This window comes from Micromonospora sp. NPDC048169, from assembly GCF_040652815.1.
In the GTDB taxonomy this organism is placed as follows: Bacteria; Actinomycetota; Actinomycetes; order Mycobacteriales; family Micromonosporaceae; genus Micromonospora.
Map to the genome: position 1 here is coordinate 172,685 of NZ_JBEZMS010000001.1, position 23,229 is coordinate 195,913.

The 23,229-nt window shown below is 73.7% G+C and carries 18 protein-coding genes; 12 read left to right on the forward strand and 6 right to left on the reverse strand.

Annotation, left to right across the window (positions count from 1 at the left end):
* Nucleotide 1 precedes the first annotated feature (1 nt).
* On the reverse strand, nt 2–1,057 hold the full coding sequence (locus tag AB0D28_RS00750) for a MoxR family ATPase (protein ID WP_357380761.1): 1,056 nt from the start codon (nt 1,055–1,057) through the stop codon (nt 2–4).
* A gap of 393 nt (nt 1,058–1,450) precedes the next feature.
* Here AB0D28_RS00750 and leuS point away from each other — a divergent pair, with 393 nt between their 5' ends.
* Nucleotides 1,451–4,291, forward strand: a complete 2,841-nt coding sequence (gene leuS, locus AB0D28_RS00755) for a leucine--tRNA ligase (RefSeq protein ID WP_357380763.1) — start codon at nt 1,451–1,453, stop codon at nt 4,289–4,291.
* 45 nt (nt 4,292–4,336) lie between these two features.
* On the opposite strand, the gene AB0D28_RS00760 is transcribed toward leuS, so the two are convergent.
* The 5 genes from AB0D28_RS00760 to AB0D28_RS00780 form a co-directional block, all read right to left on the reverse strand.
* Entirely contained in the window at nt 4,337–4,996 is a 660-nt protein-coding gene (locus tag AB0D28_RS00760) for a phosphotransferase (RefSeq protein WP_357380765.1), read from the reverse strand.
* 94 nt (nt 4,997–5,090) lie between these two features.
* Nucleotides 5,091–6,284, reverse strand: a complete 1,194-nt coding sequence (locus tag AB0D28_RS00765) for a hypothetical protein (RefSeq protein ID WP_357380767.1) — start codon at nt 6,282–6,284, stop codon at nt 5,091–5,093.
* 118 nt (nt 6,285–6,402) lie between these two features.
* Complete coding sequence (locus AB0D28_RS00770; RefSeq protein ID WP_357380769.1) at nt 6,403–7,122, reverse strand: VTT domain-containing protein; 720 nt, start codon at nt 7,120–7,122, stop codon at nt 6,403–6,405.
* Complete coding sequence (locus AB0D28_RS00775; protein WP_357380771.1) at nt 7,119–7,841, reverse strand: glutamine amidotransferase; 723 nt, start codon at nt 7,839–7,841, stop codon at nt 7,119–7,121. Before AB0D28_RS00775 ends, AB0D28_RS00770 begins: the two co-directional genes overlap by 4 nt.
* Nucleotides 7,831–9,078 (reverse strand): MurT ligase domain-containing protein, encoded by a 1,248-nt coding sequence (locus AB0D28_RS00780; protein WP_357381162.1) that lies wholly within the window; start codon nt 9,076–9,078, stop codon nt 7,831–7,833. Before AB0D28_RS00780 ends, AB0D28_RS00775 begins: the two co-directional genes overlap by 11 nt.
* Before the next feature lie 355 nt (nt 9,079–9,433).
* Here AB0D28_RS00780 and mraZ point away from each other — a divergent pair, with 355 nt between their 5' ends.
* The 11 genes from mraZ (at nt 9,434) to AB0D28_RS00835 (ending at nt 23,159) form a co-directional block, all read left to right on the forward strand.
* Nucleotides 9,434–9,865: a division/cell wall cluster transcriptional repressor MraZ gene (gene mraZ / locus AB0D28_RS00785; RefSeq protein ID WP_073831045.1), complete on the forward strand. Its 432-nt coding sequence runs from the start codon at nt 9,434–9,436 to the stop codon at nt 9,863–9,865.
* A 204-nt stretch (nt 9,866–10,069) separates the two neighbouring features.
* Complete coding sequence (gene rsmH / locus AB0D28_RS00790; protein ID WP_357381164.1) at nt 10,070–11,179, forward strand: 16S rRNA (cytosine(1402)-N(4))-methyltransferase RsmH; 1,110 nt, start codon at nt 10,070–10,072, stop codon at nt 11,177–11,179.
* On the forward strand, nt 11,176–11,757 hold the full coding sequence (locus AB0D28_RS00795; protein WP_357380773.1) for a hypothetical protein: 582 nt from the start codon (nt 11,176–11,178) through the stop codon (nt 11,755–11,757). The genes rsmH and AB0D28_RS00795 overlap by 4 nt, the downstream gene beginning before the upstream one ends.
* A 3-nt stretch (nt 11,758–11,760) precedes the next feature.
* Nucleotides 11,761–13,974, forward strand: coding sequence for a penicillin-binding protein 2 (locus AB0D28_RS00800; protein WP_357380775.1), 2,214 nt, complete (start codon nt 11,761–11,763; stop codon nt 13,972–13,974).
* Between the two features lie 52 nt (nt 13,975–14,026).
* Nucleotides 14,027–15,589, forward strand: coding sequence for a UDP-N-acetylmuramoyl-L-alanyl-D-glutamate--2,6-diaminopimelate ligase (locus AB0D28_RS00805; protein ID WP_357380777.1), 1,563 nt, complete (start codon nt 14,027–14,029; stop codon nt 15,587–15,589).
* Entirely contained in the window at nt 15,586–16,995 is a 1,410-nt protein-coding gene (gene murF, locus AB0D28_RS00810) for a UDP-N-acetylmuramoyl-tripeptide--D-alanyl-D-alanine ligase (RefSeq protein ID WP_357380779.1), read from the forward strand. Before AB0D28_RS00805 ends, murF begins: the two co-directional genes overlap by 4 nt.
* Nucleotides 16,992–18,119, forward strand: coding sequence for a phospho-N-acetylmuramoyl-pentapeptide-transferase (mraY, locus tag AB0D28_RS00815; RefSeq protein ID WP_357380781.1), 1,128 nt, complete (start codon nt 16,992–16,994; stop codon nt 18,117–18,119). The genes murF and mraY overlap by 4 nt, the downstream gene beginning before the upstream one ends.
* Before the next feature lie 163 nt (nt 18,120–18,282).
* The gene (locus AB0D28_RS00820) at nt 18,283–19,725 is read left to right on the forward strand and encodes a putative peptidoglycan glycosyltransferase FtsW (RefSeq protein ID WP_357381166.1); all 1,443 of its coding nucleotides are present in this window, start codon (nt 18,283–18,285) and stop codon (nt 19,723–19,725) included.
* Nucleotides 19,725–20,831, forward strand: coding sequence for an undecaprenyldiphospho-muramoylpentapeptide beta-N-acetylglucosaminyltransferase (gene murG, locus AB0D28_RS00825; protein ID WP_354870154.1), 1,107 nt, complete (start codon nt 19,725–19,727; stop codon nt 20,829–20,831). Before AB0D28_RS00820 ends, murG begins: the two co-directional genes overlap by 1 nt.
* Nucleotides 20,832–20,862: 31 nt before the next feature.
* Nucleotides 20,863–22,344, forward strand: coding sequence for a UDP-N-acetylmuramate--L-alanine ligase (murC, locus tag AB0D28_RS00830; RefSeq protein ID WP_357380784.1), 1,482 nt, complete (start codon nt 20,863–20,865; stop codon nt 22,342–22,344).
* Nucleotides 22,341–23,159 (forward strand): FtsQ-type POTRA domain-containing protein, encoded by an 819-nt coding sequence (locus tag AB0D28_RS00835; RefSeq protein WP_357380786.1) that lies wholly within the window; start codon nt 22,341–22,343, stop codon nt 23,157–23,159. The genes murC and AB0D28_RS00835 overlap by 4 nt, the downstream gene beginning before the upstream one ends.
* The last annotated feature ends 70 nt before the right edge of the window (nt 23,160–23,229 follow it).

The window sequence follows — 23,229 nt, forward strand, 5'->3', positions numbered from 1 at the left end:
GTCACGGCCTCCGCGGCTCGTACGGCCCGCGGCTGTTGTTGCCGCCGCCGGGCCGGGTGTCGTACGGCGAGCGCTGCCGGTCGTGCGGGAGCGGCAGGCGGTGCACCAGCTCGGAGACGATCGCGTCGGTGGTGCGCCGGGCCAGTTGCGCGTCGGCGGTGGGGATGATCCGGTGCGCCAGCACCGGCACCGCGAGGACCTGGAGGTCGTCCGGCAGGACGTAGTCGCGGCCCTCCAGGGCGGCCACCGCGCGGGCGGTGCGCAGCAACTGGAGCGTGGCGCGCGGGGACGCGCCGAGGCGCAGGTCGGGTGCCTCCCGGGTGGCGGTGACCAGGTCGATCGCGTACTGCTTGACGGCGTCGGCGACGTGTACCTGCCGGACGTGGCCGATCAGCCGGCGGACGGTGGCCGCGTCGGAGACCGGCCGCAGCCCCGGCAGCGGGTCGGTGGCGCCGTGCCCGTCGAGCATCGCCAGCTCGGCCCGCGGGTCCGGGTAGCCCATGGCGATCCGGGCGGTGAACCGGTCCCGCTGCGCCTCGGGCAGCGGGTAGGTCCCCTCCATCTCGATCGGGTTCTGCGTCGCGATCACCATGAACGGCGTCTGCAACTGGTAGGTGACCCCGTCGACTGTGACCTGCCGTTCCTCCATGCACTCCAGCAGCGCCGACTGGGTCTTCGGCGAGGCCCGGTTGATCTCGTCGCCGACGACCAGGTTGGCGAAGACCGCGCCGGGGCGGAACTCGAAGTCGTGCGTCTCCTGGTTGTAGACGCTGACGCCGGTGACGTCGCTGGGAAGCAGGTCGGGGGTGAACTGGATCCGCCGGACCGAGCAGTCGATGGAGCGGGCCATCGCCTTGGCGAGCTTGGTCTTGCCGACGCCGGGCACGTCCTCGATGAGCAGGTGACCCTCGGCCAGCAGCACCGCCAGGGCGAGCCGGACGGTGGCGGTCTTGCCCTCGATGACCTGCTCGATGTTGGCCACGATGGCCTCGCTGGCGGCGCGGAACTCGTCGTGCGGCAGCAGACCGCCCACCTCGTCCCAGGTCTGTTGTGTCACGGGCCTCCTCCTCGTCGCCTGGACGGCAGCTCTTTATAGAGCACCTGGACCCGCCGTTGGGTTCGCGACGCCGAGCCACGTCTGCCGCAGTAATCTCACTGGCCTCTCAGGCTAACCATGTTTGTCGTTATCGCCGACTCCCGCAGGTGGTCGGTCGGTTACGCCCGGAATATTCGCCAGACCGGGGGACCGGCGCGGGCCGGAACTGGCGCGCGGGTGCGGAGAGGCGCGAGGTACACTGCGTGCATGGCCGGGTTCTTCCTGCTTCTTACCGAGCCGTGTTGATGCGCTGAAAAGCGCGACAGCACGGCCGCCCCTCCTGCGCGAGGGGCTTTTTTGTGCCCGCAGCAGACCGCCCACATATTTCGTATCGATCCGCGCCGAGGAGACGCCATGAGTGAGGCAGCCGCACCGGCGACCGACATTCCCCCGTTCCGGTACACCGCCGCCCTGGCCGACGAGATCGAGCACCGCTGGCAGGACACCTGGGAGCGCGACGGCACCTTCCACGCCCCGAACCCCGCCGGCCCGCTGGCCGACCCGGGTCACCCGCGCGCGGGCGCCGAGAAGCTGTACGTGCTGGACATGTTCCCGTACCCGTCGGGCGCCGGCCTGCACGTCGGGCACCCGCTGGGTTACATCGGCACCGACTGCTACGCCCGCTACCAGCGGATGGCCGGGCGCAACGTGCTGCACGCGATGGGCTTCGACGCGTTCGGCCTGCCCGCCGAGCAGTACGCGGTGCAGACCGGCACCCACCCCCGGACCACCACCGAGGCCAACATCGAGCGGTACCGGGCGCAGCTGCGCCGGCTGGGGCTGGGCCACGACGAGCGGCGTTCGGTGGCGACCATCGACACCGACTTCTACCGCTGGACGCAGTGGATCTTCCTGCAGGTCTTCAACTCCTGGTACGACACCGACGCGAAGAGGGCCCGGCCGATCGCCGAGCTGATCGCCGAGTTCGAGGGCGGCACCCGCGCGACCCCGGACGGGCGTGGCTGGGCCGAGCTGACAGTGGGGGAGCGGCGCAAGGTCGTCGACGACCACCGCCTGGCGTACGTCTCGGAGGCGCCGGTGAACTGGTGCCCGGGGCTGGGCACGGTGCTGGCGAACGAGGAGGTCACCGCCGACGGCCGCTCCGAGCGCGGCAACTTCCCGGTCTTCAAGCGCAACCTGAAGCAGTGGATGATGCGGATCACCGCGTACGGGGACCGGCTGCTGGAGGACCTGGACACGCTGGACTGGCCCGAGCCGATCAAGCTGCAGCAGCGCAACTGGATCGGCAGGTCGACGGGCGCGCACATCGACTTCCCGACCGACGCGGCCCCGGTGCGGGTGTTCACGACCCGGCCGGACACCGTCTTCGGCGCCACCTACATGGTGCTGGCGCCCGAGCACGAGCTGGTCGACGTGCTGACGCCGGCCGCCTGGCCGGAGGGGACGAAGGACGCCTGGACCGGTGGGCACGCCGGCCCGCGTGAGGCCGTCGAGGCGTACCGGAAGGCCGCCGCGGCCAAGACGGACGTGGAGCGGCAGGCGGACAGCAAGGAGAAGACCGGCGTCTTCGTCGGCGCCTACGCGACCAACCCGGTGACCGGCGGGCAGATCCCGATCTTCATCGCCGACTACGTGCTGGCCGGGTACGGCACCGGCGCGATCATGGCGGTGCCCGCCCAGGACGAGCGGGACTGGGAGTTCGCCGAGGTCTTCGAGCTGCCGATCGTGCGGACCGTGCAGCCGCCGGAGGGCTTCGACGGCAAGGCGTACACCGGGGACGGCCCGGCGATCAACAGCGCCGCGCCGGAGCGCGGCATCGACCTGGACGGCCTGGGCGTGGCCGACGCCAAGGCCCGCATCATCGAGTGGCTGGAGGCAGGCGGCCACGGCGCCGGCGCGGTCACCTGGCGGCTGCGCGACTGGCTGTTCTCCCGGCAGCGCTACTGGGGCGAGCCGTTCCCGATCGTCTACGACTCCTCCGGCGCGCCGATCGCGCTGCCCGAGTCGATGCTGCCGGTCGAGCTGCCCGAGGTGGAGGACTTCTCGCCGAAGACGTTCGACGCCGACGACGCCGACAGCAACCCGGAGACCCCGCTGTCGCGGCGGCGTGACTGGGTTGAGGTGGAGCTGGACCTGGGTGACGGGCCCAAGCGCTACACCCGCGAGACGAACGTGATGCCGCAGTGGGCCGGCTCCTGCTGGTACGAGCTGCGCTACCTGGACCCGACCGAGTCGCAGCGTTTCGTGGCGCCGGAGAACGAGGCGTACTGGATGGGGCCGCGCGGCGCGGGCGACTGCGGTGGCACCGACCTGTACGTCGGCGGCGCCGAGCACGCCGTGCTGCACCTGCTGTACGCCCGCTTCTGGCACAAGGTGCTGTACGACCTGGGCCACGTCTCGTCGTTCGAGCCGTTCCGCCGCCTGTTCAACCAGGGCATGATCCAGGCGTACGCGTTCGTCGACCCGCGCGGCGCGTACGTGCCCGCCGAGGAGGTCGTCGAGGTCGACGGCCGCTGGTTCCACGGCGAGACCGAGGTCCGCCGTGAGTACGGCAAGATGGGCAAGTCGCTGAAGAACGTGGTCACCCCGGACGACATGTGCGCGGCGTACGGCGCGGACACGTTCCGGGTGTACGAGATGTCGATGGGCCCGCTGGAGGTGTCCCGCCCGTGGGAGACCCGGGCGGTGGTCGGCTCGTACCGCTTCCTGCAGCGGGTCTGGCGCACCGTCGTCGACGAGCAGACCGGCCAGCTGCGGGTCACCGACGAGCCGGCCGACGAGGCGACCCGGCGGCTGCTGCACAAGGCGATCGACGGGGTCCGCGCCGACATGGACGGGATCCGGTTCAACACCGCCATCGCCAAGCTGATCGAGCTGACCAACGGCCTGACCCGGCTGGCGCGTACCCCGCGCGAGGTGGCCGAGCCGCTGGTGCTGATGGTCGCGCCGTTCGCCCCGCACATGGCCGAGGAACTGTGGCACAAGCTGGGCCACGAGCACTCACTGGCGTACGCGGACTTCCCGGTCGCCGACCCGGCCCTGCTGGTGGCCGAGTCGGTCACGTACCCCGTTCAGGTGAACGGCAAGGTCCGCGGCCGGGTCGAGGTGCCGGCCGACGCGACCGAGGAGACCGTGCGCGCGGCGGCGCTGGAGGCGGTGGCCGGCACGCTGGCCGGCAAGGAGCCGCGCAAGGTGATCGTGGTGAAGGGCCGGATGGTCTCGGTCGTCGCCTGACCGGCGGCCGTGTGCTTGAGGCGCGTCCTGTTCGCGGGACGCGCCTCAACCGGCCTCCAGCACCGCCTCGACCGTCGGGCGGTGCCGGAGCAGCCACCCGTGCCAGCCGCGCACCATGTCGACCACGCCCGCCGCGCGGAGCCGGCGCATGCCCGGCTCGTTCCGCTCGGCGCCGACGTCGATGCCCCGCCATGTGCCGTCGAGCTGGTCGAGCATGACGGCGACCAGTTCGGACCGGGGCACCGACACCCCGGGGCCGGCAGCCTCGTAGGCGTCGCAGAGCAGCCGGCAGCGCCGGGCCAGCTCGGCCGGGTCGGCGTCCCCGCCCAGCGCGGCCCAGTGCCAGCCCGCGAACGCCACGTCCTCGATCCGGCGGCCCGGCCCGGCCCGGTCCCAGTCCAGGAAGGCCACCGGCAGTGGCCCGGCCGGCGAGTCCCGGTAGACGGTGTTCTTCGGCGACAGGTCCCGGTGGCAGACCGTCTCCGCGTCGCCGGCCAGGCCGGTGCCGGCGCAGGCGTCGTGCAGCGCCCGCATGAGGCCGGCCAGCCGGGTGAGCGCGGGGGCGGCGAAGTAGGCCGGTTCCTCCCGGTCCCGCCAGGGCACCCGCCCGTCGATGTGGGTCAGCACCTGCCGGCCTCGCTCGTCGACGCCGAGGTACCGGGGCGCCAGGCCGACGGGCTCCAGGTGCCGCAGGAGCGCGGCCACGAAGCCCGCGTTCGGCGGGGCCGTACGTCGGACGTGTCACCGACGCGGACCACCTCGGCGACGAACCCGCCCGGCAGCGGCTGCCCGTGCTCCGTCACGGGCACGCCGGCAGTGGCGGCAGCCGGTCCAGGCGCAGCAGCGAGTACGCGTGCCGCTCCGCGGGGACCGAGTTGTCTTCCGGGTCCATCAGCAGCGCGGGGCCCGAGACCATCGCGTCGGCGTGGTCCGCGGTCAGCCGGACGTACGAGCCGGTCCGCAGGTCGGCCACGTACCAGCCCAGGTGGTAGTCGAAGAGCAAGAGGTCGCCGACCGCAGTGGGCCCGGCGATCCGGTGGAACGGATCGACGGTCGGTGGCCTGGCGCCGGGTGGCAGCGAGGGCGTGGTCGGCGGGGGAGGAGTGACCCGCAGGATCCGCACGGGTGTCGTCCAGTCCGGCCGCCAGACGGTCAGGTCGCGCTCGTCCCGGGACACCCAGGCGGTGGTACGGCCGTCGGTGGTCACGTCCACCGCACCCGGCCCCAGGGCCGGCTGTGCGGAAGCGCCCGCCGTCCCGTCCGGGCCGATCGCGTTCAGGCGGCCCGTGGCCCTGTCGAACCAGATCAGGTCGGCGCCGCGGAACCCGACAGTGCTCACCGGGCCGGTGGCCACAGTGCGGACCGTTCCGGCCGCCAGGTCGTGCAGGGTCAGCTCGGCCCGGTCCTTGTCGAGGATCCGGGTCACGGCGAGCTTCCCGTCCTGCAACAGGAACGGGACGGCCCTCTGCCCGGTGTTCGCGACCTGCCGTGGCTCGGCCCCGGTCTCCGCGTCCCAGACGAAGAGCTCGGCGCTTCCTTCCCCGTGCGGCGCCGCACGGGACAGGTCGGTGCGCGCGTAGACCAGCCAGCGCCCGTCGAAGTCGCCCCATAGCGGGAAGGTGAACAGGTCCGGCATGGTGGCCACGACCCGTCGGTCGCCGTTCTTCTCCTGCTTGACCAGCAGCATCGGGAGACCGTCGCGCTGCACGGTGGCGAACGCGGAGCGGCCGTCCGGTGCCGGGGCGAACCCTGACCACCTCTCCCCGGGCTCCTTCGGCAGCCGGCTCTCCCGGACCGCGTCCTGCCAGCTCTGCGGCACGGTGACCAGGCAGAAGTCGGCACGCGGCGGGGCGGTCACCTGCGTCGACGGCGTTCCCTCGGTGACCGGGGCGGCCGTCGGGTCTCCCGGAGTGCAGGCGGCGAGCATCGCCGCCGCGAGGACCGGAGCGAGGACGGCGGCGCTCCGGATGCGGGCTCGGGACGAGGGCCTCATGCTCGCGAATGCTAGGGAGCGCCGGTGCCGCGCGGTGCCCGGCGGGCGGGATCGTCGTGCGGTCGTTACCGGGCCGGTCCGGAGGTCCTCCGCGTGCTTGTGCGCCTTCGCCGCCGGGTCAGCCGGCCGGTCCGGCAGACCGGCGCCGTTCGGCCCGCCACCAGCGGTGGATGATCAGCACACTGGCGATCAGGCCGAGGCTCGCAGGCGCGGCCGCGTACCAGTTGATCGAACCGGGACTTGTCGCGGCCGCGCCGATCGCCGCGTACCCGACGGCGGTCGGGGCGGAGGCGATCACGCTGCCGGCCAGGAACGGCAGCACCCGGGCGGCGGTGGTGCCGTAGCCGTAGCTGACCAGACCGAACCCGGCGATCGGCAGCAGCCGTACGGTGACCACGCCGAAGACGCTCTGCCGGGCGAACCAGCCGTCCAGGCGGGCCAGCCGGCCGCGCACCCGCTCGGCGACGAAGTCGCGGCCGAGCACCCGGCCGACGGTGAAGCCGATGGCTGCCGCGAGCAGCGCCGCGCCGAGCGCGTACGCGGCGCCCTGCACCGGGCCGAAGATCGCGCCCGCCGCCAGCGTGACGAACGTGCGCGGCACCAGCGCCACCAGCAGCAGCGCGCCGCCGATCACCGCTGCGGGCGGGCCGTAGCCGCCGAGCGAGTCGGCGAGCCGGGGCAGGTCGGCCGGGTCCGGCCGGGGCACCAGCAGCAGCGTCACGCCGAACCCGGCGAGCAGCAGCAGGAGCAGCCCGAACCGGCGCGCCGAGGGTTGCCGCAGCAACCCGGCGAGCCGGCGGGCCACCGGTCGCCGCCCCGGCCGGGCGGCGTCGGTCACGGCCTCGGTGCGGCGGCCACCGCGGCGCGGCGCTCGGAGCGGAGCCGGTCGGCCCAGGTGTCGTCGAGCGGGGGCAGCTGGTGGATGCCGGTCGCCCAGCGCAGCAGCAGGTCGGCCAGGTCCGGGTTGCGGGCCAGCGCCGGGCCGTGCGAGTAGGTGCCCAGCAGTTTGCCCCGCCACGCGCCCTCGGTGGCGCCGTCGTTGCCGACCCCGGCGGTGACCCGGGCCAGCGGGGACACGCCCGGGCCGAGGTGGGTACGGCCGCCGTGGTTCTCGAAGCCGGACAGGTGCGGGATGCCCAGCCGCGGGTCGACCTCGCCGGCCAGCTCGCCGACCGCGCGGGTGGGGCCCCGGTCGGAGGAGAGGTCGAGCAGTTCCAGCCCGGCGCAGCGGGTGCCCTTGGCGAAGAAGGAGGTGCCGAGCAGCTGGTAGCCGGCGCAGACGCCGAACACCACCGAACCCTGGGCCACCGCCCGGTGCAGGCCGCCGTCGGCGATCAGGCGCTGGGCGCCGAGCGCCTGCGGGCCGTCCTCGCCGCCGCCGATGAGGTAGATGTCGGCGGTGGCGGGCAGCCGCTGGTCGGAGCGGACCTCCAGCACCTCGACCGGCATGCCGCGCAGCTGGGCCCGGCGGGCCAGGATCAGCATGTTGCCCCGGTCGCCGTACGTGGACAGCAGGTCGGGATAGATCCAGACGATGCGCAGGCTCTCAGTTGACACGGTCCAGCTCCGCTCGGATGTCCTGGAAGGCGGTGTAGTTGGCGATGACCTCCAGCCGGCCCGGCGGCACCGCGCGGACCGCCTCGTCGAAGGCGCGTACGTGCTGGAACGGCACGCCGTTGACCTCCAGCCGCACCGCCAGGTCGTACGCCCGGTCACCGGTGATCAGCACCTGCCGGCCGATCAGCGGGGAGAAGTCCACGTCGAACAGCCAGGAGGTGTCCAGCCCGTCGGGGTCGCGGGCGTTTATGGACAGCAGTGTCGGCGCGACGTCGGCCATGTCGAACGCCTCCAGCCAGCTCGCCGGGTTCTTCGCCAGCAGCAGCCGGATGTTGCGCCCGTCGCGGTCCACCTGGGCGTAGCGGCCGGCCACCGAGGTGACGCTGCCGAGCCGGGAGACCGCGTCCACCGGGCGTACGCCGAACTCGGCGGCGACGGCGAGGGCGGTGGCCGCGTTGCCCAGGTTGACCTTGCCGGGGAGCTGGAGCTGGATCTTGTGCCAGGCGCCTGTGGGGTCGAGCACGCCGTCGTCCTCGACCGTCCAGTTCGGCTCGGGACGGCGCAGCGGGCAGCCGGTGCACCACCACTGCTCACCGGAGCGCTGGATGGTGGAGCCGCACTCGGGGCAGACCCAGGAGTCGTCGTGCCAGCGCTGCCCGGCGCTGAACCAGGTGACGTGCGGCGGCACGTGGCCCTGGGCCGGGTCGGCCGGCGGGCAGGCGGCCCACACCACCATCGGGTCGTCGGCGTTGGCGACCACCCGTATCCGCGGGTGCCGGACCAGGGCGGCGCGCCAGAGCTGCGCCATCATGGCGACCTCCTTGGCGCGGTCGAGCTGGTCGCGGGAGAGATTGAGCAGCGCCACCACGTGCGGCTCGGTCGCCTCCAGCACCTGGGCGAGGTAGTGCTCGTCCACCTCCAGCACCGCGTACGGCGTGCTGCCGGCCTTTGCGAGCGCCGAGGTGTGGCCGGTGGGCATGTTCGCGCCGAAGGAGTTGGTGGCGACCCGGCCGAGCACGCCGACCGCGGCGGTGGTGAGCCGGGTCGTGGTGGTCTTGCCGTTGGTGCCGGACACCAGGGCGATCGCGCGCCCGGCCGAGAGGTGGGCGAGCAGGTCCGGGTCGATCTTGAGGCCGATCCAGCCGCCGATCACCGAGCCGTCGCCGCGACCCGCGGCCCGCGACAGCGCCGCGGCGGTGCGCGACACGGAGCTGGCCACCTTCGCCCGCAAGGGCATCTTCGCGTCCGTCACGCGAGCGAGGTTACCGGACCGCCACCTCCACCAGATCGCCGCCGACGGCGAACCGTTCGGCCGGGGACGGCGCGGCGGACGGCCGGAGCGCGCCGGGCCGGACGGCGGCGGTCGATGTCGGGTAGCGGACGGTGTGGGGCGCCCTCCACCCCCTCCACTCGGCCCCACCCGCGTTGACGTGCGGTTTTGCGCGCCGAAACGCCACGCCACGCGGGCGATTCTGGTTGCAGGTGGAGGGAAGTGGAGTAGAGTGGGGCGCGATGGTGAGGCCGGGAGGGCCACACCGGCCCGGGGGGTCAGCGGCGCCGCGAACGCCGCTCAGGGCGAGGGGGTTGGGCCGATGTTCCTCGGCACCCACACTCCGCGCCTGGACGACAAAGGCCGGTTGATCCTTCCGGCGAAGTTCCGGGACGAACTGGCGGGGGGTGTCGTGATCACCAAAGGGCAGGAGCGCTGCCTCTACGTCTTCCCGATGCCCGAGTTCCAGCGGATCGCCGACCAGTTGCGCGCGCAGCCGATGACGAGCAAGGCGGCCCGGGCCTACAGCCGGGTCTTCTTCGCCAGCGCGCACGACGAGGTGCCGGACAAGCAGGGGCGGGTCACGATTCCCGGCCACCTGCGGTCGTACGCGGCACTGGACCGGGATCTGGTCGTGATCGGAGCGAGCACCCGGGTGGAGATCTGGGACAGGGCGGCCTGGGAGGCCTACCTCGCGGAGAGCGAAGACGACTTCGCCGACATCGAGGAGGGGGTGCTGCCCGGCGGTCTGTAGGGCGTGACGGCGCCCGACGTACTGCGAGATCTCCAGCCGCTTTCGAGTTCCTGGCACCCCTTCCCCGGTGCCAGGCGCACGATCCGACACGGAGGGCCGCGGCCTCCGGCGGGCGGGAGCGGATGGGGATCTGGCGGTATGGCGAGGCGTCGTGGCGACGACGGACACGTGACGGAACGGCTGGCGAACGGGGTGGGGGTCGACATGGGGGAGCTACGCGGCACGCACGTGCCGGTGCTGCTCGAGCGGTGTCTCGAGCTGCTGGCCCCCGCACTGGGCCGGCCCGGTCGCACCGTGCACGTCGACGCCACGCTCGGCCTGGCCGGGCACGCCGAGGCGGTGCTCACGGCGCACCCGGACACGGTGCTGATCGGCCTGGACCGGGACACCGAGGCGCTGGCCCACGCGCGGGTCCGCCTGGCCCGGTTCGCCGACCGGATCCACCTGGAGCACGCCGTCTACGACGAGCTGCCCGAGGTGCTCGACCGGCTCGGTTACCCGGCGATCGACGGGGTGCTGTTCGACCTCGGCGTCTCGTCCCTGCAACTCGACGCGCCCGACCGCGGGTTCGCCTACGCGCAGGACGCGCCGCTGGACATGCGGATGGACCAGACCCGGGGGGTGACCGCCGAGGAGGTGGTGAACACCTACTCCCACCCGGACCTGGCCCGCCTGCTGCGGGTGTACGGCGAGGAGAAGTTCGCCGGAAAGATCGCCTCGGCGATCATCCGGGAGCGGGAGCGGACCCGGATCACGTCCTCGGCCCGGCTGGCCGAGCTGGTCCGCGACGCCATTCCGGCACCGGCCCGACGAACCGGTGGACACCCGGCAAAGAGAACGTTTCAGGCTTTGCGGATCGAGGTAAACAGAGAACTGGCAGCGCTGGAGACGGCGCTGCCGGCTGCTCTCGACAAGCTCACAGTGGGCGGCCGCATGGTGGTCCTGTCCTACCACTCGCTGGAGGACCGGCTCACCAAGCAGGCGCTCGCCGACCGGGTCCGCAGTAAGGGCCCGATCGACCTCCCGGTCGAACTGCCCGGGTCGGGCCCGACGTTCCGGCTGTTGAGCCGGGGCGCCGAGCTGCCCGGGGAGGCGGAGGTGGCCGCGAACCCGCGTGCCGCCTCGGTACGGCTGAGAGCAGCGGAACGGCTCGACCCGGAGGCGGCCCGGCAGGGGCGTACCGACCGCGAACGGTACCGCCGCCGGGTGAAGGCGATGCACCAACCGGGGACGGGGTCACCGGGGTCCGACGAGGACCCGCGGTCGGCCCCGGGGGACGCGAACGGGACGGACGAGGAGGGGGAGGGGACATGAACGTCGAGAAGCGCGACGGCCGGGGAGCCGTCGGGCAGCGCGCACCGCGGTCGGGGGGCCGGACCGCGGCGCAGCGCACCACGCCGGACACGACGGCGGCCGACCGCCGGGAGCAGGCTCGCGCCCGGGGGGCGCGCGAGTTCCCGACGCAGGGCAGCGCCGCCCTGCGGCCGGCCGAGCGTACCCGGGTCGCCGGCACGCCGGCGCCGCGCCTGCGGGTCGCCCCGCCGGCGCCGATCCGGGTTCCCCGGGCGCCCTTCGTCGCGTTGATCCTGGTGCTCGTGGTCGGTGGGGTGCTGGGCATCCTGGCCGTCAACACCAAGATCAACGAGAACGCCTTCAAGCTGGAGAAGCTCCAGCAGCAGCAGAACAAGCTGAACGTCGACGAGCAGGAGCTGAAGAAGCAGATCGCCGAGCAGAAGGCGCCCGGCAACCTCACCGCGAACGCCCGCAAGCTCGGCCTGGTCGAGTCCGAGGACCCGGCGTACATCCGGCTGCCGGACGGGCAGACCATCGGGGTGCCGCACCCCGCGCAGGGCGCCCCGTCGGTCACCAGCCAGCAGGGCAACGGAGGCTGAGCGATGCCGCCGAGATCGGAGGATCCGCGCCGGGACGCCACTGGCTCCCGGCGCGGATCGTCGCGGGGGTCGGAGCCGCGCGAGCCGGGCCTCGGCGGGATCTCCGACGCCCGCGCGTACACCCCGCGCGGGCGGACCGTGCGCGAGGGCGGCGGCGCCGAGCAACGGCGTACCCCCCGGAGCAACCGGTCCGGCGACCCGTTCCGGCCCGCGTTGCAGGTGCTCGACGGCGGCCGGGCCGGGCGGGCCGGCACGCGCGAGCCCGCCACCGACGGCGCCCGGTCCGGTCGCCGGTCCGCCGCCGCTGGCGGCCGGGCCGGCGTGGTGCGGACCGTCTCGTCCCGGCCGGTGCGGGAACCGTTCGACGACGAGGACGACGCGCCGCCGCCGCGCCGCCGGTCCCAGCCGCGCCGCCCGGCCGCCCAGCCCCGCCGCCCGGTCCGCAAGCCGCGCCGGCCGCCGCGGCTGGGCGACCCGCGCCGACGCCTGCGGCTCGGCACCGTGCTGGCGCTGGCGCTGTTCGCCAGCATCGGCGTGCGGCTGGTCTACCTCCAGACCGTGGACACCCCGGCGTACGCCGACGGCGGCCTGCCCAACCGGCTCGCCGTGGTCGAGCTGCCCGCCGCGCGCGGGGCGATCCTCGACCGCGGCGGAGAGCCGCTGGCGCACAGCGTCGAGGCCCGGTACGTGTTCGCCGACCCGACCCGGGTCAAGGACCGGTTCGCCACCGCGCGCCTGCTCTCCCCGCTGCTCGGGATGCCCGCCTCCGACCTGGCCGAGAAGATGCGCGAGCGCACCCTGCCCGGCAGCGACACCCCGTCGCAGTTCGTCTACCTGGCCCGTGGTGTCGAGATCAGCACCGCGAAGAAGATCATGGCGCTGGAGCTGGCCGGCATCAACGTGCACCGCGACGAGCGCCGCGAGGTGCCCGGCGGCGACCTGGCCGCCAACCTGATCGGCTTCGTCAGCCAGGACATGAACGGCCTGGAGGGCCTGGAGGCCAAGTACGACGACGTGCTGCGCGGGCAGGCCGGCAAACGGACCTACGAGGTGGGCCTGGGCGACCTGGCCGCACCCATCCCGGGCGGCTACAGCCGCACCACCCAGCCGCAGCCGGGCAGCTCGCTGAAGCTCACCGTCGACCGGGACCTCCAGTTCATGACGCAGCGGATCCTTGCCCGGCAGACGGCGAAGGTGAAGGGCAGCGTCGGCGCGGCGGTGATCATCGAGGTGCCGAGCGGTGAGGTGCTGGCGCAGGCCAGCCAGCCCACGTACGACGCGGCCAACCCCACCAAGGTCACCTCGCCGGCCGACCGGGACGACGCGGCCACCACGTTCGTGGTCGACCCCGGATCGATCCACAAGGCGATCACGTACGGCGCGGCGCTCCAGGAGGGCGTGATCACGCCGGACACCAAGTTCCCGGTCTCCGACACGATCGTGCGGGGCGGTGTCACCTTCCGCGACACACACCCGGTCGGCGGCCGCACCATGAGCATCCCCGGCATGCTCGCCTTCTCGTCGAACGTCGGCACCATCGAGATCGCCGAGAAACTGGGCAAGGAACGGCTGTTCGACTACCAGAAGCGGTTCGGGCTGGGCGCGGCGACCGGCGAGGGCATGCCCGGCGAGGCCTCCGGCCGGCTTCTCCCGCCGGACCAGTGGAGCGGCTCGGCGTACGGGTCGGTGCCGATCGGGCACAGCGTGGACGCCACGCCGCTGCAGATGGCCGCCGCGTACGCCGCGATCGCCAACAACGGCACGTACGTGCAGCCGCACCTGGTCAAGGAGACCATCGGCGCGGACGGCGAGCGCAGCCCTGCCGCGGCGCCCACCACCCGGTCGGTGCTCAGCCCGGCCAACGCGGCGGCGCTGCGCCAGATGATGGAGGCGGTCACCACCGTCGACGGCCCGGACGGCCAGGGGACCGGACTGGCCGCCGCCGTGCCCGGCTACCGGGTGGCCGGCAAGACCGGCACCGGGCTGCGCTACGACGGCGGCAAGCTCCAGCCCGGCGAGGTCGGCTCGTTCATCGGCATGGCCCCGGCGGAGAACCCCCGGTACGTGGTGGCGGTCTTCGTGTGGAGCCCCGGCGGCGGTGGCGGCGCGGTCGCCGCGCCCGCGTTCCGGGAGATGATGGGCTTCACTCTCCGCCACTACCGGGTGCCGCCGTCGCTCACCAACAAGTCCCCGAAGTTCGAGGTCTTTCCGCGCTGAGCGGGAACGGCGGGACATCATCGGTGAGTGGCGACGAACCACCGGGGCGGCTGTGCGGTCGGAACCGGACGACCGGGTAGGGTCTGACGCCGTGCCCGGCAATCCACGTCCCACAACCGTGCGTCCCGTACGGCTCGGCGACCTCGCCGCCCGCGTGGCGGCGACAGCGCCGGAGGAGGCCGCCGAGCCGGCCGTCACCGGCGTGACCCACGCCAGCCAGGAGGTACGCCCCGGCGACCTGTACGCCGCCCTGCCCGGCGCCCGGCGCCACGGCGCGGAGTTCGCCGCCGCCGCCGCGCGGGCGGGCGCGGTGGCCCTGCTGACCGACCCGGCCGGCGCGGAGCTGGCCGCCGGGAGCGGCCTGCCCGTGCTCGTCGTCGACGACCCGCGCGACGCGCTCGGCGAGGTGGCCTCGACCATCTACGGCGACCCGACCGCCGGCCTGACCGTGATCGGGGTGACCGGCACCGCCGGCAAGACCTCCACCAGCTACCTGGTCGAGTCCGGGTTGCGCGCCGCCGGGCACGTCACCGGGCTGATCGGCACCGTGGAGACCCGCCTCGGCGACCTGGTGATCGACAGCGTCCGGACCACTCCGGAGGCCACCGACCTGCACGCCATGCTCGCGGTTGCCCGCGAGCACGGGGTGGACACCGTGGTCATGGAGGTGTCCAGCCACGCCCTCGCCATGGGCCGGGTCGGCGGTGTCCGGTTCGACGTCGGCGGCTACACCAACTTCGGCTCCGACCACCTGGACTTCCACGCCGACGAGGCGGACTACTTCGCGGCCAAGGCCAAGCTGTTCGACGGCCGCTGCCGGGTCGAGGTGCTCAACCACGACGACCCGGCGCTGCGCCCGCTGTACAGGCCGGGCACCGTCACCTACTCGGCGGCCGGCGACCCGGACGCGACCTGGTGGGCCGACGGCGTCGACGGCGAGGGGTACGCGCAGCGCTTCGCGCTGCACGGGCCGGACGGCCTGACGCTGCCCACCGGCGTCGCGCTGCCCGGCCGGCACAACGTCGCGAACGCGCTGCTGGCCGTCGCGCTGCTGGTCGCCGCCGGGGTGGACCCGCGGACCGCGGCGCGCGGCGTGGCCGCCTGCGGTGGCGTACCCGGGCGGCTGGAACTGGTCAGCGGCGACGCCCCGGTGCGCGGGGTGGTCGACTACGCGCACAAGGCAAACGCGATCGAGGCGGTGCTGACCGCGCTGCGTGGCCTGACCACCGGCCGGCTGATCTGCGTGCTCGGCGCCGGCGGCGACCGGGACCGGGGCAAGCGGCCGGTGATGGGCGGTGTGGCCGCGCGCGGCGCCGACGTGGTGCTGGTGACCGACGACAACCCGCGGACCGAGGACCCGGCCGCGATCCGGGCCGAGGTGCTGGCCGGCGCGTACGCCGCCGCGACCCCGGCCCGCGTCATCGAGGTGCCCGGACGGCGGGCGGCGATCGAGGAGGCGGTCCGGGTGGCCGAACCGGGTGACGTGGTGGCGGTGCTGGGCAAGGGCCAGGAACGCGGCCAGGAGATCGGCGGCGAGGTGCTGCCGTTCGACGACCGGGTGGAGCTGGCGGCGGCGCTGCGCGCCCGCTTCGGTGACCTGGTGGGTCAGCGGTGATCCCGCTGACGCTGGCCGAGGTGGCCGCAGCTGTCGACGGCCGGCTGGCCGGCGCCGACCCGGACGCCCGGATCACCGGCACCGTCGAGTTCGACTCCCGCAAGGTGGGCCCGGGCGGGCTGTTCGTCGCCTTCCCCGGCGAGCGGGTGGACGGCCACGACTACGCGGCCGGCGCGGTGGACGCCGGCGCGGTGGCGGTGCTCGGCACCCGTGAGGTGCCGGGCGTGCCGATGGTGCTCGTCGGCGACACGCTCGACGCGATGGGCCGGCTGGCCCGTACGGTGGTCGACCGGCTGCCCGCGCTCACCGTGATCGGGCTGACCGGCTCGTCCGGCAAGACCACCACCAAGGACCTGATCGCCCAGATCGCGGTCCGGCTCGGCCCGACGGTGGCGCCGCCCGGCTCGTTCAACAACGAGCTGGGACACCCGTACACCGCGTTGCAGGCCACTGCGGAGACCCGCTACCTGGTGATGGAGAAGGGCGCCCGCGGGGTCGGGCACGTCCGCTACCTGTGCGACGTGGTGCCGCCGCGGATCTCGGTGGTGCTCAACGTCGGCGTGGCGCACCTCGGCGAGTTCGGCTCGGTGGAGGCCATCGCGCTCGCCAAGGGGGAACTGGTCGAGGCGCTCCCGTCCGACGGGCTGGCCGTGCTCAACGCCGACGACCCGCGGGTCGACGCGATGGCGGCGCGGACCCGGGCCCGGGTGGTCCGCTACGGCGAGTCGGAGCGCGCCGACGTGCGCGCCGTGGACGTGACGCTGGACGGCCGGGGACGGCCGTCGTACATCCTCGTCACCCCGGAGGGCAGCGCGCCGGTGCGGCTCGGGCTGACCGGCCGGCACCAGGTCTCCAACTCGCTCGCCGCCGCGGCGGTCGGCCGGGAGCTGGGCCTGCCGCTGCCCGAGCTGGCGGCGGCGCTGAACGAGCTGGGCCTGGTCTCCACCCGGCGGATGGACGTCTTCGAGCGCCCCGACGGCGTGACGGTGATCGACGACTCGTACAACGCCAACCCCGCCTCCACCGGCGTGGCGCTGCGGGCGTTGGCCAGCATGCGCGGCGAGGGGCGTACGGTCGCGGTGCTCGGCTACATGGCCGAGCTGGGCGACTTCGAACTTCAGGGGCATCAGCAGGTCGGCCGGCTCGCGGCCGACCTGGGCGTGGACCGGCTGCTCGTGGTGGGCGAGCCGGCGGCGCCGATCCACGAGGGCGCGACAGCGGTAGGTAACTGGGGAGGAGAGTCGGTGCTGCTCACCGATCAGGCGGCGGCCGTCGAGGTGCTGCGGAGCGAGCTGCGTCCGGGAGACGTGGTGCTGGTTAAGGGCTCCCGGTACCGGACCTGGGAGGTGGCCGACGCGCTGCGCGCGGACGCCCGGGAGACGGCCACGGAGGGCGGCGCGGCATGAGGGCGGTCATCGTCGCCGTCGGCGTCGCGTTCCTGATCTCGCTGTTCGGCACCCCGATCGCGATCAAGGTGTTCGCCCGGCTCAAGGCCGGCCAGCCGATCCGGTCGAACCTCGGGCTCGCCAGCAACGAGGGCAAGAAGGGCACGCCGACGATGGGCGGCGTGGTCTTCATCCTGGCCACCGTCATCGCGTACGTGGCCGGGCACCTGGCTCTGACCACGCTGCCGGACGCGCAGATCGCCCAGGTCGAGCCGACCATCACGGCGCTGGTGCTGCTGGGGCTGATGGTGTTCTCCGGCGCGGTCGGCTTCATCGACGACTTCCTCAAGGTGCGCAAGCGGCACAGCGGTGGCCTCAACAAGCGGGGCAAGCTGGCCGGGCAGATCCTGGTCGGCGCGGTCTTCGGCGCGGTGGCGGTCTACTTCCCGTCCAGCATGACCGACGCCGGCGGCAACGCGACGAACACCGAGACGGTGGGCAGCACCACGCTGAGCTTCATCCGGGACATCCCGGCGCTGGAGATCGGCAAGATCGGCGCGGTGATCGTGATCATCATGGTGGTGATGGCGGCCACGAACGGCGTGAACCTCACCGACGGCCTGGACGGCCTGGCCACCGGCGCCTCGGTGATGGTGCTCGCGGCGTACGCGCTCATCGCGTTCTGGCAGTACCGGCACTGGTGCGCCGACCCGAACTACACCGAGGCGTACTGCTACACAGTGCGCGATCCGCTGGAGATCGCGCTGATCGCGGGCGCGGCGGCCGGTGCCTGCGTGGGCTTCCTGTGGTGGAACACGTCCCCGGCGCGGATCTTCATGGGCGACACCGGCGCGCTCGGGCTGGGCGGCCTGATCGCCGGCATGGCGATGTCCACCCGGACCATCCTGCTGCTGCCGATCCTGGGCGGCCTGTTCGTCATCGTCACGATGTCCGTGGTCATCCAGATCATCTCCTTCCGTACCACCGGCAAGCGCGTGTTCCGGATGTCGCCGTTGCAGCACCACTTTGAGCTGGCCGGCTGGAGCGAGGTCAACATCGTGGTCCGGTTCTGGATCATCGCGGGCATCGGCGTGGCCATCGCACTGGGGCTGTTCTACAGCGAGTTCCTCGCCGCGGTCAGCTGACGCCGGGGGTGTGCGGATCCGACACGCCGACCGGGCCGTTGCGCCACGGGCGGGCGGGTGGAGCGGCCATGATGGGCCTGTGGGGGAGGGACGAGACATCCAGGTGACCAGCGACCCGCCGGCCCGCCGTGCCCCGGCGGCCACGCCACCGGCCGACCCGCCCGTGGCGCGCTGGGATCCGGCCGGTGGCCTGGCCGCGCTGCGTGGTCTGCTGGCCCGGCCGCTGGCCTCGTACTACCTGCTGCTGTCCAGCGCCGGCCTGCTGCTGCTGATCGGCCTCACCATGGTCTTCTCCGCCACCAGCGTGAAGGACTTCGCCGAGGGCGGCGACGCGTCCGCGTCGCTGACCAAGCAGGCCGTGTTCGCGGTGATCGGCATCGGCGCGTTCTGGGCCTGTCAGCGGCTGCCCGCGCGCACGTTCCGGGCGGTGAGCCGCCCGGCGGTCGGCGTGGCGGTGGCGCTGCTGCTCACCCTCAACCTGCTCGTCGCGTTGAACTCGCTGTTCGGGGTGACGTCGATCGGGCCGTTGAAGGCCGAACTCCTCTCGCTCTCCCTGGGCCCGATCTCGCTGCAACCGGTCGAGGTGGCGAAGTTCGCGCTGGTGCTGTGGGCGGCGCACGTGCTGGCCCGCAAGGGTGCCGCGCTGGGCTGGTGGAAGGAACTGGCGACGCCGCTGTTCCCGGTGGTGGGCCTGCTGTTCGTCCTGGTCGGCTTCAACGACCTGGGCAGCATGCTCTGCCTGCTGGCGCTCGTGGTCGGGCTGCTCTGGGCGGCCGGCGTGCGGGGCCGGGTCTTCGCCGCGCTCTCCGCGATCGGTCTGGCCGGCATCGGCCTGCTGGTGGCCGCCGCCTCGCTCGGCGCCGGCTCCGGCTCCCGGGACGCCGACAACTACCGGCTCGGCCGTCTCACCATGTGGCTCGACCCGCCGGATCCGAAGACCTGCTTCGAGCAGCAGTTGGACTACTGCTACCAGCTCGTGCAGGCCCGCTACGCGATCGGCAACGGCGGCTGGTTCGGCGTCGGCCTGGGCCAGAGCTCGCTGAAGTGGAACTACCTGCCCGAGGCGCACAACGACTTCATCTTCGCCATCGTCGCGGAGGAGCTGGGCGTGGTCGGCTGCACAGTGGTCCTGACGCTGTTCGCCGTGCTCGCGTACACCGGGATGCGGATCGCCCGCCGGGTCGAGGACCCGTTCCGCCGGCTCGCCGCCGCCGGTGTGACCGCCTGGCTGGTCGGCCAGGCCGTCATCAACATCGGTGGCGTCACCGGCCTGCTGCCGCTGACCGGCGTACCGCTGCCGTTCATCTCCGACGGCGGCAGCGCCCTGGTGGTGACGCTCGCCGCGATCGGCATGCTCGCCTCGTTCGCCCGCGCCGAGCCGGACGCGGCGCGAGCGCTGCACGCCCGTCCGCCCGCCCGATGGGTCCGGCTAGTGTGGGCCCCGTTGCCGCCGCTTCCCGGCCGGCGCCGCCGACCGGCGCCGCCTCCGGCCGACCGAGGGTCCGTGCCCCGGTCCCGGCAGCGGCGGCAGGACGACCAGGCCGCGCCCCGCGGCGCCCGGTCCGACCGGGCGCGCGCCGGCGCGGCGAGCGAGAGGAGACGCTGATGGGTCCGCTGCGTTCGGTGGTGCTCTGCGGAGGGGGTACGGGCGGGCACATCTACCCGCTGCTCGCCTTCGCCGACTGCCTGCGCCGACACGACCCGAGCGTCCGGATCACCTGCCTGGGCACACCGAAGGGGCTGGAGAACGAGCTGATCCCGCCGGCCGGTTACGACCTGCGGCAGATCCCGGCCTACCAGCTTCCCCGGTCGGTCAACATGAGTCTGGTGCGCACCCCGGACCGGATGTGGAAGGCGGCGCGCGCGGCAGGCAAGGTGATCGACGAGGTCCAGGCCGACGCCGTGGTCGGCTTCGGCGGGTACGTCTCGGTGCCCGGTTACCTGGCCGCGTGGCGGCGGGAACTGCCCATCGTCATCCACGAGGTGAACGTGCCGCCGGGCGTGGCGAACCGGCTCGGGATGAAGTTCACCAAGAACGTCGCGGTGGGCTTCCCGCACCAGCCGGCCCAGGCCGAGGCGCTGCGCGACGCCCGCGTGGTGGGTGTGCCGCTGCGCCGGGGCATCGCCGGGCTGGACCGGGCGGCGCTGCGCGACGCCGCCCGCGCCCACTTCGGACTCCGTCCCGACCTGCCGGTGCTGTTCGTCGCCGGTGGCTCGCAGGGCGCCCGCTCGATCAACCTGGCTGTCTCCGGCGCGGCCAAGGAACTGGCCCGCAACGGCGTGCAGGTGCTGCACGTCATCGGCGCCCGCAACGAGCCGGTCTCGGTGCCCACCGACCTGCCGGTGCCGTACGTCACGCTGCCGTACCTGTCCGAGATGGAGCTGGGCTACGCCGCCGCCGACCTGATGCTGGCCCGGGGCGGCGCGATGACCTGCGCCGAGGTGGCCGCGATCGGCCTCCCCGCCGTCTACGTGCCCTACCCGCACAGCAACCAGGAGCAGAAGCGCAACGCGCTGCCGGTGGTGGAGGCCGGCGGCGGGCTGCTGGTCGACGACGCCGAGATGACCCCGGCGTGGCTGGAGCGGACGGTGATCCCGCTGATCCGGGATCCGCAGCGGCTGCACGCGATGGGCGCCGCCGCGGCCGGGTACGGCCGCCGGGACGGCGACGTGGCGCTGCTGAACTTCGTCTACGAGGCGGTCGCCCGCTGATGTGGGACACCGCGACGGGAAGGTACGTCTCATGAACACCGCGCAGTTCACGCCCGCCGGCACCATGACGGCGGAGGACCTGGGCCGGATCCACCTGATCGGGGTGGGCGGCGTCGGGATGGCCGGGCTGGCCCGGCTCTTCCTCACCCGGGGTCTGCCGGTCTCCGGCAGCGAGCTGCGGGAGTGGCCGTCGCTGGCCGGCCTGCGGGCGCTGGGCGGCACCATCCACTCCAGCCACGAGGCGTCCAACCTCGACGGGGTGGACACGGTGGTCTACTCCTCCGCCATCCCGCAGGACCACCTGGAGATGGTCGAGGCGCGTCGCCGGGGCCTGCGGGTGCTGCACCGCTCCGAGGCGCTCGCCGCCGCGATGACCGGCCGCCGCACTGTGGCGGTGGCCGGCACCCACGGCAAGACGTCCACCACGTCGATGGTCACCATGGTGCTCCAGCAGGCCGGCACCGACCCGTCGTTCGTGATCGGCGGCGAGATCTCCGAGGTGGGTTCCGGCGCGCACCACGGCACCGGCGAGCACTTCGTGGTCGAGGCGGACGAGAGCGACCGTTCCTTCCTCATCTACCGCCCGTTCGTGTCGATCATCACGAACATCGAGGCGGATCACCTCAACACCTACGGCGACCTGGCCACCCTGGAGGCGGCGTTCGCGGAGTTCGCCCGGCTCACCGACCCGGCCGGCTTCGTGATCACCTGCGCCGACGACGCGGGCGGGCGCCGGCTGGCCGAGACGCTGCGGGCCGAGGGCCGCCGGGTCTGGACGTACGGCGAGTCCGCCGACGCGGACCTGCGGATGAGCGAGGTCGTCTCGTCCGCGCACGGGGTGCGCTACCAGGCCGAGATCGAGGGCCGGCCGCTGGGCGAGATCCGGCTGCCGGTACCGGGCCGGCACATGGCGCTCAACAGCGCCGGCGCGGTGCTCACCGCGTACCTGCTGGAACTGCCGGTGGCCGCGGCGGAGGCCGCGCTCGGCGCGTTCCCCGGCGTGCGGCGCCGCTTCGAGCGCAAGGGCGTGGCCGACGGCGTGCTCGTCTACGACGAGTACGCCTACCACCCGACCTCGATGACGCTGGCGTTGCAGACGCTGCGCGAGGTGGCCGGCGACGGCCGGCTGATCGTGGTGTTCCAGCCGTACCGGCTCTACCGCACCCGCGACAACCAGGCGGAGATCGCCGCCGCGCTCGGCATCGCCGACGAGGCGGTGCTGCTTGAGGTCTTCGGTCCCGGTGAGACGCGCCGCCCCGGTGAGGGCTCGGCCGCGCTGATCGAGGTGGTGCCGTTGCCGGCCGAGCGGAAGGTGTTCGTCGAGTCGTGGGACGACGTGCCGGGCGAGGTGGCCCGGCGGGCGCGCACCGGCGACGTGGTGGTGACCATGGGCGCGCCGCCGATCTCGCTGATGGGTGACCAGTTGCTCGACGCGCTGCTCGCCCGCTCCGGCGGGGGCGCGGGCCTCGGCGCCGGCGTCGACCCGGACGGCGCGGCGACCCCGGCCGGATGAGTCCCGGTCCGGCCCGTGGCCGTACCCCCGGACCGGACGGCGGCGGCGGGCGGCGCAGCCCGGCCCGGCGCTGGCAGCTGGTGCGGGCCAACGCGGACGCCGTGCCGCCGTCGACCCGCCGGTTCATGGCCCGGGCCCGGCAGCGGCGGATGCGGGCCGCGCTGCCCTGGGCGGTGGCCGCCGCGGTGCTTGCCGTCGCGGGCCTGGTCGCGTGGACGGTGCTGGGCACCGGGCTGTTCGGCGTGCGCGAGGTACGGGTGGTCGGCGCGCGGCTGGTCACCCCGGTGCAGATCCGCGACGCGGCGGCGGTGCCGGACGACGAACCGCTGGCCCGGGTGGACCTGGCCGCGACCGCGCGCCGGGTGGGCACGCTGCCGCCGGTGGAGAGCGCCACCGTGGAGCGGGACTGGCCGGGCACGCTGGTGATCCGGGTGCGGGAACGCACGCCGGTGGCGGCGGTGCCGCAGGGGGAGGGCTTCGTCGTCGTCGACGGCTCGGGCGTGGTCTTCCAGCGCCTGGACCGGGCGCCGGACGGGTTGCCGCAGATCCGGGTCGCCCGGCCGGGCCCCGACGACCCGGGCACGCGGGCCGGCCTGGCGGTGCTCGCCGCGCTGGGCGGGAAGCTGCGCGCGGAGCTGGTCGCGGTGGACGTGGCCGGGCTGGCGCGGATCACGCTGCTGCTGCGCGGCGAGCGTCAGGTCTTCTGGGGCGACGCCTCCCGGGGCGCGGACAAGTCCACAGTGGCTACCGCGTTGCTGAGCCGCAAGGCGGACCGGATCGACGTCAGCGCGCCGGACGTGGTCACGTTCGAGTGACCCGTGGCTCAACGAGCTGGGCTGTGTCCCCTGTCGCTCGGTCGGCGACACGCCGGAACAGGTCCTTGGC

Coding starts and splice junctions, on each gene's coding strand:
- AB0D28_RS00780 (WP_357381162.1), bottom strand. CDS start 9,078: ATGCCCTTGCGGGCGAAGGTGGCCAGCTCCGTGTCGCGCACCGCCGCG.
- AB0D28_RS00800 (WP_357380775.1), top strand. CDS start 11,761: ATGCCGCCGAGATCGGAGGATCCGCGCCGGGACGCCACTGGCTCCCGG.
- AB0D28_RS00765 (WP_357380767.1), bottom strand. CDS start 6,284: ATGAGGCCCTCGTCCCGAGCCCGCATCCGGAGCGCCGCCGTCCTCGCT.
- mraY (WP_357380781.1), top strand. CDS start 16,992: ATGAGGGCGGTCATCGTCGCCGTCGGCGTCGCGTTCCTGATCTCGCTG.
- rsmH (WP_357381164.1), top strand. CDS start 10,070: ATGGGGGAGCTACGCGGCACGCACGTGCCGGTGCTGCTCGAGCGGTGT.
- murG (WP_354870154.1), top strand. CDS start 19,725: ATGGGTCCGCTGCGTTCGGTGGTGCTCTGCGGAGGGGGTACGGGCGGG.
- mraZ (WP_073831045.1), top strand. CDS start 9,434: ATGTTCCTCGGCACCCACACTCCGCGCCTGGACGACAAAGGCCGGTTG.
- leuS (WP_357380763.1), top strand. CDS start 1,451: ATGAGTGAGGCAGCCGCACCGGCGACCGACATTCCCCCGTTCCGGTAC.
- murC (WP_357380784.1), top strand. CDS start 20,863: ATGAACACCGCGCAGTTCACGCCCGCCGGCACCATGACGGCGGAGGAC.
- AB0D28_RS00795 (WP_357380773.1), top strand. CDS start 11,176: ATGAACGTCGAGAAGCGCGACGGCCGGGGAGCCGTCGGGCAGCGCGCA.
- AB0D28_RS00835 (WP_357380786.1), top strand. CDS start 22,341: ATGAGTCCCGGTCCGGCCCGTGGCCGTACCCCCGGACCGGACGGCGGC.